Source organism: Limnohabitans parvus II-B4 (assembly GCF_003063455.1).
In the GTDB taxonomy this organism is placed as follows: Bacteria; Pseudomonadota; Gammaproteobacteria; order Burkholderiales; family Burkholderiaceae_C; genus Limnohabitans_A; species Limnohabitans_A parvus.
Genome location: NZ_NESN01000003.1, coordinates 226,697 through 238,467, shown reverse-complemented (window position 1 = coordinate 238,467; position 11,771 = coordinate 226,697). Strand labels below are relative to the sequence as shown.

Annotated in this window: 15 protein-coding genes; 2 read left to right on the top strand and 13 right to left on the bottom strand. The window is 59.2% G+C overall.

Annotated features, from left to right (window positions below; translation table 11 throughout):
* Positions 1 to 105: 105 nt before the first annotated feature.
* From B9Z37_RS09580 to B9Z37_RS09540, 9 genes are all read right to left on the bottom strand, one after another.
* Positions 106 to 579, bottom strand: a complete 474-nt coding sequence (locus B9Z37_RS09580) for a hypothetical protein (protein ID WP_108312795.1) — start codon at positions 577 to 579, stop codon at positions 106 to 108.
* 25 nt (positions 580 to 604) lie between these two features.
* Positions 605 to 1,849, bottom strand: coding sequence for a beta-ketoacyl-ACP synthase II (gene fabF, locus B9Z37_RS09575; protein ID WP_108312794.1), 1,245 nt, complete (start codon positions 1,847 to 1,849; stop codon positions 605 to 607).
* 6 nt (positions 1,850 to 1,855) lie between these two features.
* Positions 1,856 to 2,092 carry an acyl carrier protein gene (gene acpP / locus B9Z37_RS09570; protein WP_019427049.1) on the bottom strand — a complete coding sequence of 79 codons (237 nt, stop codon included), beginning with the start codon at positions 2,090 to 2,092 and terminating at the stop codon, positions 1,856 to 1,858.
* A 62-nt stretch (positions 2,093 to 2,154) separates the two neighbouring features.
* Complete coding sequence (gene fabG / locus B9Z37_RS09565; protein WP_108312793.1) at positions 2,155 to 2,898, bottom strand: 3-oxoacyl-ACP reductase FabG; 744 nt, start codon at positions 2,896 to 2,898, stop codon at positions 2,155 to 2,157.
* Positions 2,895 to 3,845: an ACP S-malonyltransferase gene (fabD, locus tag B9Z37_RS09560; RefSeq protein ID WP_108312792.1), complete on the bottom strand. Its 951-nt coding sequence runs from the start codon at positions 3,843 to 3,845 to the stop codon at positions 2,895 to 2,897. Before fabD ends, fabG begins: the two co-directional genes overlap by 4 nt.
* Positions 3,846 to 3,924: 79 nt before the next feature.
* Complete coding sequence (locus tag B9Z37_RS09555) at positions 3,925 to 4,902, bottom strand: beta-ketoacyl-ACP synthase III (protein ID WP_108312791.1); 978 nt, start codon at positions 4,900 to 4,902, stop codon at positions 3,925 to 3,927.
* Complete coding sequence (gene plsX / locus B9Z37_RS09550) at positions 4,899 to 5,960, bottom strand: phosphate acyltransferase PlsX (RefSeq protein ID WP_108312994.1); 1,062 nt, start codon at positions 5,958 to 5,960, stop codon at positions 4,899 to 4,901. The genes B9Z37_RS09555 and plsX overlap by 4 nt, the downstream gene beginning before the upstream one ends.
* Before the next feature lie 112 nt (positions 5,961 to 6,072).
* Positions 6,073 to 6,255 (bottom strand): 50S ribosomal protein L32, encoded by a 183-nt coding sequence (rpmF, locus tag B9Z37_RS09545; protein ID WP_005794249.1) that lies wholly within the window; start codon positions 6,253 to 6,255, stop codon positions 6,073 to 6,075.
* A 136-nt stretch (positions 6,256 to 6,391) separates the two neighbouring features.
* Positions 6,392 to 6,940 (bottom strand): YceD family protein, encoded by a 549-nt coding sequence (locus B9Z37_RS09540; RefSeq protein WP_108312790.1) that lies wholly within the window; start codon positions 6,938 to 6,940, stop codon positions 6,392 to 6,394.
* A gap of 105 nt (positions 6,941 to 7,045) precedes the next feature.
* On the opposite strand from B9Z37_RS09540, the gene B9Z37_RS09535 reads away from it, so the two are divergent.
* The gene (locus B9Z37_RS09535) at positions 7,046 to 7,612 is read left to right on the top strand and encodes a Maf family nucleotide pyrophosphatase (RefSeq protein WP_108312789.1); all 567 of its coding nucleotides are present in this window, start codon (positions 7,046 to 7,048) and stop codon (positions 7,610 to 7,612) included.
* The gene (locus tag B9Z37_RS09530) at positions 7,609 to 8,382 is read left to right on the top strand and encodes an SAM-dependent methyltransferase (protein ID WP_108312788.1); all 774 of its coding nucleotides are present in this window, start codon (positions 7,609 to 7,611) and stop codon (positions 8,380 to 8,382) included. Before B9Z37_RS09535 ends, B9Z37_RS09530 begins: the two co-directional genes overlap by 4 nt.
* Positions 8,383 to 8,431: 49 nt before the next feature.
* On the opposite strand, the gene B9Z37_RS09525 is transcribed toward B9Z37_RS09530, so the two are convergent.
* The 4 genes from B9Z37_RS09525 to B9Z37_RS09510 are packed head-to-tail and all read right to left on the bottom strand — an operon-like array spanning position 8,432 to position 11,442.
* Entirely contained in the window at positions 8,432 to 9,418 is a 987-nt protein-coding gene (locus tag B9Z37_RS09525) for a S49 family peptidase (RefSeq protein ID WP_108312787.1), read from the bottom strand.
* Between the two features lie 2 nt (positions 9,419 to 9,420).
* Positions 9,421 to 9,786: a Rieske (2Fe-2S) protein gene (locus B9Z37_RS09520; RefSeq protein WP_108287894.1), complete on the bottom strand. Its 366-nt coding sequence runs from the start codon at positions 9,784 to 9,786 to the stop codon at positions 9,421 to 9,423.
* 14 nt (positions 9,787 to 9,800) lie between these two features.
* Positions 9,801 to 10,469: an HAD family hydrolase gene (locus B9Z37_RS09515; RefSeq protein ID WP_108312993.1), complete on the bottom strand. Its 669-nt coding sequence runs from the start codon at positions 10,467 to 10,469 to the stop codon at positions 9,801 to 9,803.
* Complete coding sequence (locus B9Z37_RS09510; protein ID WP_108312786.1) at positions 10,441 to 11,442, bottom strand: RluA family pseudouridine synthase; 1,002 nt, start codon at positions 11,440 to 11,442, stop codon at positions 10,441 to 10,443. The genes B9Z37_RS09515 and B9Z37_RS09510 overlap by 29 nt, the downstream gene beginning before the upstream one ends.
* Between the last annotated feature and the right edge of the window lie 329 nt (positions 11,443 to 11,771).

Genomic DNA, 11,771 nt, shown 5'->3' with positions numbered 1-11,771 from the left:
TGTACTTTTATTCCAAATATCTTTGAACACACTTGCCTCCTTGGGCTGTTAAAACCATCTGCTCAGGTGCACACAGATCGTGGCGATTCTCTCGACTTCAAGACTTCAAAACGCGTCACTGACATGATCGCCAGGCTTTCGCACGGCCTTGGGTCGCGAATATACCGCGCACCGCAAACCATGCCACATCTGGGGCATATCGCGGTCCTCCAGCCAGGCAAAGCGCTGGGGAAAATACCATGGCGCATCGGCACAGCGTAGGACAAGGCCAAGCGCCGATCCGACATCCAGCAGCACATGCAGCTGCATCTCCATTTCTCGGCCTTTGGCATCACGCCACAACCAGACTTCACCCGTCCAGACCAAGTAACCCCCAAGCAAAATATCGCTTGTACTGGCGTATGTGGCAGCCAAAACACAAATGCCCCACGAAGCCCAAGCCCACTTCACCCCAAAAGAGTTCGTGTTCGCTTGCCAAAAAACCAAGCCCAAGGCACCGCACAAAGCCAACACCCACAACAGCCTGCGGGCCCAAACAAAACGCCCCACCGGGAAAACCACAGGTGGGGCGTTGTGCATGGGGGTGACCTTGCTGAATGGCAGATCAGATGCGTTTGAACACCAGCGAACCGTTGGTGCCACCAAAACCAAAGTTGTTTTTCAGGGCCACATCGATTTTCATGTCGCGTGCCGTGTTGGCACAGTAGTCCAGATCGCACTCGGGGTCGGGGTTGGCCAAGTTGATGGTCGGCGGCACTTTTTGATGGTGCAAAGCCAACACGGTGAACACACTCTCAATGCCGCCCGCGCCACCCAAAAGGTGACCGGTCATGGACTTGGTTGAGCTGACCACGGTTTTGTAAGCGTGATCGCCCAACGCCGCCTTGATGGCATTGGTTTCGTTGATGTCTCCCAGCGGCGTCGAGGTGCCGTGGGCGTTCAAATAGTCGATCTGGTCGGCATTGACACCGGCATTGCGCATCGCGTTGATCATGGCGCGGCGTGGGCCGTCCATGCTGGGCGCGGTCATGTGACCAGCGTCAGCGCTCATGCCATAGCCACCCAGCTCGGCATAAATCTTTGCGCCACGGGCTTTGGCATGTTCGTACTCTTCGAGCACCATCACGCCAGCACCTTCACCCAGTACAAAACCGTCGCGGTCTTTGTCCCAAGGGCGGGACGCGGCTGTGGGGTCATCGTTGCGGGTCGACAAAGCGCGCATGGCGGCAAAGCCACCCACACCCAGCGGCGAAACGCAGCCTTCTGAGCCACCGGCCACCATCACATCCGCGTCGCCGTATTCGATCAAACGACCGGCTTCGCCAATGCTGTGCAAACCTGTGGTGCAAGCAGTGACAACGGCCAGATTGGGACCTTTGAAACCGCTGCGCATCGACACATGGCCCGAGATCATGTTGATGATCGAGGCCGGGACGAAAAATGGGGAAATCCGACGCGCACCGCGCGCCGTATATTCGGTGTGGGTGTCTTCGATCAGCGGCAAACCGCCAATTCCCGAACCAATCACCACACCCATACGGCAGGCCTCGTCTTCGCTCAAGGCATCGCCTGTGGGCAATCCAGCGTCTTGAATCGCTTGGGTTGCAGCAGCAATGCCGTAATGAATGAAACGGTCCATCGTCCGTGCCTCTTTGGCACTGATGTAGGACTCGAGATCAAAGTTTTTGACTTCACCCGCGAACTTACAGGCTATCGCTGAAGCATCAAAACGGGTGATCGGACCAATGCCGGACTGACCGGCAAGCAGGTTGGACCATGCATCCGCCACCGTGTTGCCCACGGGGCTGATGCATCCCAAACCCGTGACAACAACGCGGCGCCGGGTCATCGTCGATCAGGCCTTCTTGCTTTGGGCGTAGTCGATCGCCGCTTGCACTGTGGTGATTTTTTCTGCGTCTTCGTCAGGAATCTCGATGCCGAACTCGTCTTCGAGTGCCATCACCAGTTCCACCGTGTCCAGGGAGTCGGCACCCAGATCGGCCACGAAGGCTTTTTCGTTGGTGACTTGTGACTCTTCAACGCCGAGTTGTTCAGCAATGATTTTTTTGACACGTGCTTCGATATCGCTCATGGGGTCCCTCTGAGGGTTGTGAAAAATGAAGATTTTACCTGTCCGGAAGGGGTTTCCGAAAATCAGGCCATGAACATGCCACCATTGACATGCAATTCTTGTCCGGTGACATAGCCTGCATGGCTTCCAGCCAGGTAGGCCACGGCATGTGCGATGTCATCGGGTTTGCCCAAATGGCCCAGAGGAATCTGGCCCAGCAAGGCTTTTTGTTGTTCTTCAGGCAGGCTGGCGGTCATGTCGGTTTCGATGAAACCGGGGGCCACACAGTTGACCGTGATGTTGCGGCTGCCCAACTCACGGGCCAGCGCACGGGTCATGCCCGCCACACCCGCCTTGGCTGCGGCGTAGTTGGCCTGGCCGGGGTTGCCGGAAGCGCCCACCACACTGGTGATGCTGATGATGCGGCCATAGCGCTGCTTCATCATGGGGCGGATCACGGCGCGGCTCATGCGGAACACCGCCTTGAGGTTGGTATCGAGCACCGCGTCCCAGTCGTCGTCTTTCATGCGCATGGCCAGCGTGTCGCGGGTGATGCCCGCGTTGTTGACCAACACCTGCAGGCCGCCGTGCTCTTTGACGATGGCGTCGATCAGGGCTTCGCCAGCGGCGGCATCGTTGACATTCAGGTTGGCACCCCGGCTGCCGGGGAAGGCCGACAAGGCTTGGCTGATTTTGGCTGCGCCATCATCGCTGGTGGCGGTGCCAATGACCACGAAGCCTTGCTGAGCCAGATGCAGGGCAATCGATGCACCAATGCCACGGGACGCCCCTGTGACCAGGGCAACTTGTTTTTGTGCTTCGCTCATGCGAGGAGTCCTTTCACTTCAGCCAAGGTGGCGGGGTCGTACAGCGCCACGCCGTTCAATTCCGCATCAATCCGTTTGGTCATGCCGGCCAGCACCTTGCCGGGGCCGCACTCGACCAGCGTGGTCACACCACGGGCCTTGATGGCCTGCACGCACTCAACCCAGCGCACCGGGCCAAAGGCCTGGCGGTACAGCGCGTCACGGATGCGGTCGGCATCGGTTTCGATGGCCACGTCGATGTTGTTGAGCACCGGGATCTGCGGCACGCCCAAAGTCAGGGTGGCGAGCTTGTCGCGCAGCTTTTCGGCAGCGGGCTTCATCAGGCTCGAATGGAAGGGCGCCGACACGGGCAAGAGCAGCGCACGCTTGGCCCCCATGCCTTTGAGCACTTCGCAGGCTTTGTCGACCGCCGCCTTGCTGCCCGCGATCACGGTCTGCGCCGCGTCGTTGAAGTTCACGGCTTCGACCACTTCGGTGCTGCCTGCGGCGAAGGTTGCTTGCGCCGCTTGGCAGCCTTCGATCACTTTGTCCGAGGCCAGACCCAAAATCGCGGCCATGGCACCCACACCCACAGGCACGGCTTCTTGCATGGCGGCTGCGCGCAGACGGACCAGTGGCGCAGCTTGCGTCAGCGTCAACACGCCCGAAGCCACCAAGGCGCTGTACTCGCCCAGCGAGTGACCGGCCACGACGGACGGCTTGGCCCCGCCTTCGGCGAGCCAGGCGCGGTAAGCAGCCACAGCCGACACCAGCATCACGGGCTGGGTGTTGGTGGTCATCGCCAGCGCTTCTTTGGGGCCTTCGTGGATCAGCTTCGCCACATCTTCGCCCAAGGCGTCAGAGGCTTCTTTGAGGGTTTCGAGCACCACGGGGTGGTTACCCCAGGCGTCGAGCATGCCCACCGATTGGGAGCCTTGGCCAGGAAAAACAAAAGCAAATGAGGTCATGTGCAAATTTTTTTATCAAAGAAGAATGGGGTCAGAGTGCCGCGCATCGCTGACCCGGGCCTGTCAAATCAACAGCGCATCAATACCGCAGGAGCACCGAGCCCCAGGTGAAGCCGCCGCCCACGCCTTCGAGCATGAGGGTCTGGCCACGCTGGATGCGCCCGTCGCGCACAGCGGTGTCCAGCGCCAACGGGATCGAGGCTGCCGACGTATTGCCATGCTGGTCCACCGTCACCACCACCTTGTCGGGGCTCATCTTGAGCTTTTTGGCCGTGCTTTGCATGATGCGAATATTGGCCTGGTGAGGGATCAGCCAGTCAATGTCGGCATCGGTCAAGTTCGCCTTGGCCAGGCTGGCTCGGGCGGTTTCTTCGAGCACGCCCACGGCGAGCTTGAAGACGGCTTGACCGTCCATCTTGAGCACTGGATCACCCAAAATCCCGCCCCGGTTGACGTGACCGGGCACACACAAAATGTCTTTGTATTTGCCATCGGCATGCAAATCGGTGGCCAAAATACCGGGCTGATCCGAAGCCTCCAGGATGACCGCGCCAGCGCCATCACCAAACAGCACGCAAGTGGTGCGGTCCTTGAAGTCGAGGATGCGGCTGAAAATCTCAGCACCAATGACCAGTGCCCGCTTGGCCGATCCCGTCTGGATCATGGCGTCGGCGATCGTCAAGGCATAAATGAAACCGCTGCACACGGCTTGCACGTCAAACGCTGGGCAACCCGCAGTGCCCAGCTTGTGCTGGACCATGGTCGCCACCGACGGGAACACCATGTCGGGTGTCGACGTGCCCACAATGATCAGGTCGATGTCGCTCGCAGCCAAACCGGCAGCATTCAATGCTTTGCGCGCGGCTTCGGTGGCCAGATCGCTGCAACCCTGGTTGTCGGCAGCAAAGTGGCGGGCACGGATGCCCGTACGCTCCACGATCCAGTCGTCAGAGGTTTCAACACCTTGCTGCGCCAGTTCGGCGGCCAAGTCGGCGTTGGTCAGGCGTTTTTCCGGCAGGTAACTGCCTGTGCCAATGATGCGTGAATAAATTCTCATAAGGAGGTGACCGCTTCTGAGCGCTCGGCCTGCGCGCCCATCAACAAGGGCGCGGCATGCGCGATGCGTTCACGAACGCGGTCCAGCAATTGGTTTCGGCCTGCATCATAAGCCCGGTTCAAGGCCGTCTCGAAAGCGATCTCATCGGCGGAGCCATGGCTCTTGAACACCAGACCGCGCAAGCCCAGCAAAGCGGCACCGTTGTAACGGCGGTGGTCCACACGATTTTTGAATGCAGATAGCACCGGATAAGCCAAAAGTGCCGCAATTTTTGTGAAGATGTTGCGAGAAAACTCTGTTTTCAGAAAGCCGCCAATCATGGTGGCAAGACCTTCGCTGGCCTTCAACGCCACATTGCCGACAAAACCATCACAGACCACGATATCAACCGTGCCCTTGAAAATATCGTTGCCTTCCACATTGCCATGGAAGTTCAAATCACCCGAACTGGCCGCAGATCGCAGCAATTCGCCCGATTTTTTGATGATTTCGTTGCCTTTGATCGCTTCTTCGCCAATGTTGAGCAAGCCGACCGTCGGATTTTGCTTGTTTTGCAAGACCGACACCAGCGCCGAACCCATGACCGCAAACTGCAGCAAATGCTCCGGCGTGCAATCCACATTGGCGCCCAGATCGAGCATGGTGGTGCCACCACCCTTGAAGTTGGGCATCTGGCCCGCAATGGCCGGACGGTCAATGCCGTCCATGGTTTTGAGCACGTAACGGGCAATCGCCATCAAAGCACCCGTGTTGCCTGCCGAGACGGCAGCAGCGGCTTTGCCATCGCGCACCTGCTCAATGGCCACGCGCATGGAAGAGTCTTTTTTCTTGCGCAGCGCCACTTCAAGTGGGTCGTCCATTTCCACCACTTCGGTGGCTGCCACCACTTCGACTCGGGGATCAGCAAAACCTGCCAACGCTTCTGCACGACCCACCAGCAACAATCGGGCATCGGGGTGCGTTGACAAGAAACGGCGGCAAGCCGCCAGCGTGACGCGGGGGCCGTGGTCGCCGCCCATGCAATCGACAGCCAGGGTGATCGGGGTGGGCGAAATCATGAAATCCTTGGGCTCAAAACCGGACAATACAAAGCAAAAGCCACAAAAACAAAAGCCCGAGGCTACTTAGAAAGTAGCGCCGGGCCTCTTGAGGCTTGAGGGCTGACGCCGATCAGGCTTCTGACTTGTTCTTCAACACTTGGCGACCACGGTAAAAACCGTTGGGGCTGATGTGGTGACGCAGGTGTGTTTCGCCTGTTGTTGGCTCGACAGCGATGCCCGGCACGTTCAGGGCATTGTGCGAACGGTGCATACCGCGCTTGGAAGGCGACTTTTTGTTTTGCTGAACAGCCATGATGGCTCCTTGGAAGCTTGGAGGCCGCGCAAATGAAGACGCAGCGTCTGGTTAATGAGAATGTCACCCGACAAACCGGGCGAAGCCATCGATTATAGCCTAAGCGGGAGCCCATTGGAAGTGCCCGATCAACGGCTTATTTGGATGGGCCTTTCTTGAGTCCCGCCAAAACACCAAACGGATTAGGTCGCTCGGCAGCCACCTCAAACTCGGGATCGGCCGCCGACATGGGTACGGTTTCGGGGCAAACCTCGTGCAAAGGAACCAAAGGCAAAGACAAGATCAACTCGTCTTCGACCAAAGCCAAAGCATCAAAGTCGCGACTGATCACCAAAATATCTTCTTCCGCCTCGTCGTCAAGTGCCGCTGCCGTGGCCTCATCGGCCACAAAACGGAACGAACGCTCGGCCTCCACCGTTTCCAGCACAGGCGTCAGGCAACGCTGGCACTGCATTGGCAAAGCCACCGAAGCCTTCAAATCCAGCCAGATTTGGTCCGCACCGCCCGATTGAGGCACCAAACGGCCTTGCAAAGCCCAAACCACCGGGCCAGCGGGCATGGCTGTGCCCCATTGCTCTTCTGCCAACCGCATCCAGTCGGCCAAAAAGCCCTCGCCCTTCAGGCTGATGGCATCACGGGCAAACGACACCACATCCAGGTGTTGGGGGTCCAATTTTTTTTCCATGGCTGCAGTGTAAGAGAATCACCTATCCGAATTTCACCTTGGGTTTGCGTTTTGACACCGACTTCCGCCCCCGCCTCCCCTCTCTGCCCATCCAGCCGACAAGTCGTGCTGGGCTCCACCTCACGCTACCGCCGCGAGTTGCTCACACGCCTGCGCATCCCGTTCAGTGTGACCGCGCCCGACGTGGACGAAACCCCTGCACCCGGCGAATCTCCGCGCGAACTGGCGCTGCGCCTGGCCCTGGCCAAAGCCAAGGCCGTAGCGGCATTGCACCCCGAGGCGGTGGTCATCGGCTCCGACCAAGTGGCCGATCTGGCGGGCCAGCCTTTGGGCAAACCCGGTGAACACGACCGCGCCGTGCAACAACTGCGCCAAATGCGCGGTCAAACCGTGATTTTTCAGACGGCATTGGCCGTGGTCTGCCTGGCCACAAATTTTGAACAAGTTGATCTGGCCGAAGTGAAGGTGGTATTTCGGGACCTGAGCGACGACGAAATTGAAAACTACCTGCAAGCCGAAAAACCTTACGACTGCGCAGGCAGTGCCAAAAGTGAAGGCCTGGGTATTGCCTTGCTGGAATCCATCGACAACGACGATCCGACCGCTTTGGTCGGCTTACCCCTCATCCGCACAGCCCGCCTGCTGCGCCAGGCTGGAGTGAAACTGCTGTGAACACACCCAAGCCACTCAAAGGTCGCCTGTTTTTGGTGCCAACGCCGCTGGACTTTGGCTGCACCGAACAAGCGCCCATCACCGATGTGCTACCTACCAACACCTTGGCCAAGGCTGCCAGCATCCAGCATTGGGTCTGCGAAAACGCCAAAACCACCCGTGCCTTCTTGAAGCGCGTGGGTGAAACCCATCCGCTGATCGCCCCATTGCCCGAGCAAAGCATCGCCGAACTGCCACGCCATGTGCACAAAAAAGGCGATCACCAGTCGGGCTTTGACGGCAAACCTTTGCTGGCAGCGGCTTTGCAGGGCCACGACGTAGGTCTGATCAGTGAAGCCGGTATGCCTGCCGTGGCCGACCCCGGCAGCTCAGTGGTGCGTGCGGCGCATGATCTGGGCTTGACCGTGGTGCCCTTGGTTGGCCCGGTGTCCTTGTTGCTGGCCTTGGCCGCCAGTGGGCTCAACGGCCAGAACTTCGCATTTGTGGGCTACCTGCCGCAAGACGCAGCCGAGCGCGCAACACGCCTGAAACAACTGGAATCACTGGCGCTGAAAACCGGCCAAACCCAGCTGTGGATCGAAACGCCCTACCGCAATGCGGCCATGCTCAGCGGCCTGCTGCAAAGCCTGCAGGCCAACACGCGCCTGGCGATTGCCAGCGGGCTGACGCTGCCTTCTGTCAGCATCCAGAGCCACACCGTGACGCAATGGAAAAAAGGCAAAAAGGGCCCGGATGGTCACACACCAGCGGTCTATGCGATCGGCCCCTGAAAAACCAAGGGACCCAAAAGGGCCCCTTTGAATCGGTACAGAAAAAACCTCAGCGCAGGCTTGAACCCATGCGCAAGGCATGTACAGCCCCCTCACCCACCGCCGCACCAAAGCGCTTGGCCAAACGCTCGGCCACATTTTCACGCTGGGTGTAATCCACCACATCGGGGGACTTGACCACGTCACGGGCGACGCCGTCCAGACTGCCCAAGGCATCGGCCAAACCCATGTCCACCGCCTGTTGCCCGCTCCAGAACAAGCCACTGAACATCTCAGGGGTTTCTTTCAGACGGTCACCCCGTCCTTTTTTCACCACCTCGATGAACTGGCCGTGAATTTGGTCCAACATGGCCTGGGCATGTTTGCGCTGCGCCTCGGTCTGCGGGCTGAACGGGTCCAGAAAACCCTTGTTGGCCCCTGCCGTCATCAGCCGACGCTCAATGCCCAGCTTGTCCATCAAGCCTGTGAAGCCAAAACCGTCCATCAGCACACCAATGCTGCCCACGATGCTGGCCTTGTCCACGTAAATCTTGTCAGCGGCTGCCGCAATGTAATAAGCTGCCGAAGCACACGATTCTTCCACCACCACATAGATGGGCTTGTTGTGCAAAGCCTTGAGGCGTCGAATCTCATCGTTGATGAGACCCGCCTGCACCGGACTGCCACCGGGGGAGTTGATCAGCAGCACCAAAGCCTGCGAGCCCGAGTCTTCCAGCGCGTTGCGCATGGCCGCCATGACGTTCTCGGCACTGCCTTCGCCTTCGGAGCCGATTTCACCTCGGATCGACACCATGGCCGTGTGCGGCAAACTGGGGTTGGTGGTGGGCGTGTTGAAGCTGAAAGCCTGCCAGAACAGCACCGACAGAAACACCAGCCAGGCCACACGCAAACCGCTTTTCCAGCGGCGGGCCGTTTGCTGTTCACGCAGGGCGGCAAAAGCCAGTTGCTCCAATGCCTGCCGCTCCCAACCCGGTTGAGTGGGCACGGCAGATGGGGTGGAGGCCGGGGCGGACGTGTTGTCCTGTGGGTCTTGCATGGTCAAAATTCAAGGGGTTTCAAGTTGTAGGCAGTATGCCAGTGAACCACACCGTCCCGCTCTGAAAGGTCTATTTTCACAAGGCCTCCGCGGCAAGGGCCGCCCGAGCAAGCGCCGGTATCGGGCTGGTAAGTGGCACCGTGCGTGGCGCACATCAACCAGCGCCCGGTGTCGTCAAAAAAGCGGTCGGGTTGGTAGTCCATCTCCATCGCTACATGGGTGCAACGGTTCAGGTAAGCATGCACCTGGCCTTGATAACGGATGGCAAATGCGCGGCAAGTCTGGCCAGCGTAAACAATGTCAAAAGGCACAGCACGACCGCCATTGACCAGGTCGGCGCTGTTGCACAAAGGGACCATGGGCTCCATGAGCGCTCCTTGTTTCAAGCGTGTTGCAGCAGCCAGTCGTGCAAATCACGCACACTGTGCGCCACATGGCGCGGGTTCAGTGCATGAAATGCCTCGGGCTCATGTGCGCCATAACTCACCCCCACACTGGCGCAACCCGCATTCACGGCCATTTGCAGGTCGTGTGTGGTGTCGCCAATCATCAGGGTACGCTCAGGCTCCACACCAAATTCGCGCATCAGTTCATGCAGCATCAAGGGGCTGGGTTTGCCAGCGGTTTCATCGGCGGTGCGGGAGCCATCAAAACGGTGGCGCAGCTCCACCGCCTGTAGCGCCTCGTTCAGTCCGTGGCGGCTTTTGCCTGTGGCCACCGTCACCCAATGGTGCCGGGCTTTCAGGTCATCCAGCAAATCGAGCACCCCCTCAAACAGGCTGATGTCGTTTTGGTGCCGGATGTAATGGTGGCGGTAACGCTCCCCCAAAGCCGGGTACTTGTCTTTGGGCACATCCGGCGCAGCGTGGGCCAACGCGGGCATGAGGGCCATGCCAATCACATACGAAGCCGCTTCGCGGGTGGGTTCTTGCCCACCCACATCCACCACCGCACGCTGGATGCAGCGGGTGATGATGGCCGTGGAGTCGAACAGCGTGCCGTCCCAATCGAAGGCAATCAGGTCAAACTGGCGGGGTCTTGAGTTGGGCATGGTCAACATACGCTTTCAATTCGGAGGGTAAATCGGCTTGCAGGGCCATGCGCTCGGCGGTCACCGGATGGTTGAACTGCAAGCGCCAGGCATGCAAAAACATGCGTTTAAGGCCCGGGCTGGCACCCGGTTTTTGCAATTGGCGGTTCCAGTCGAAATCGCCGTATTTGTCGTCTCCGGCAATCGGGTGCCCTTGCGAGGCCAGGTGCACCCGGATCTGGTGGGTGCGCCCGGTCTTGATGGTCACCTCCAACAAAGTGGCGCCAGGCAATCGCTGCGCCACCTTGACCAAGGTGATCGAGCGCATGCCGTCCGGGTCTTCAGGGGTGGTGACCTTGACCCGCCGTTCACCATCGGGCAATAGAAATTTGTGCAGCGGCTGGTCGATCACCTTCAATTTGGCGGGCCAGTCACCCTTGACCAGGGCCAGATAGGTCTTGCCAGTTTCGCGTTCGCGAAACTGGTCTTGCAGGTTTTTCAGGGCACTGCGCTTTTTGGCCACCAGCAAAATGCCGCTGGTGTCGCGGTCCAGCCGGTGCACCAATTCCAACAATTTGGCCTGAGGCCGGGCCTGACGCAATTGCTCGATCACGCCAAAGCTCACACCCGAGCCGCCGTGCACCGCCACACCCGCCGGTTTGTTGATCGCCATCAGGCTGTCATCTTCCAGCAAGACCGGAAATTCACGCCCCGGCGCAGGATGCGCGGCCTTTTCGGCCACTTTATCGGACACCCGCACGGGCGGCAAGCGCACCTCGTCGCCGTTTTCGACCCGGGTCTCGGCCGAGGCACGGCCCTTGTTGATGCGCACTTCGCCGCTGCGGATGATGCGGTAAACGTGGGTTTTGGGCACCCCTTTGAGGTGACGCATCAAAAAGTTGTCCAAACGCTGACCGGCAGACTCTTCGTCCACCAACAACCATTTGACGGCAGGCGTCGCAGTGGCGGACTTGGCCCCTATAATGTGATTCACTGGCAATTGGCTGTAAGTGGTTGATTCAAATGGAAATGAATTTCTGAAGACGGGAGTTTAGTCCACCACCACCGCGCCAAACCAGATGGTCGATGCCACCCCCGGCACGATTTGCAGACTGAAGGCCAACGCCAACAGTGGCCAATCGCCCCGGAGGTTGGGCCGACGCCCAGAAACCCAGATACGGAATACCCCAAGTTCAACAGCCCTCCAGGCTGTTGAGCGGATCAAAGCGAGATGGTTGTGTTGTTCGGAACTTTGCTGATGTGGTTGGAGTGGCTCACGAAGCCTCGCTCCACAGTCACGCCTTGTGCCCGGCAGTTTGTCTT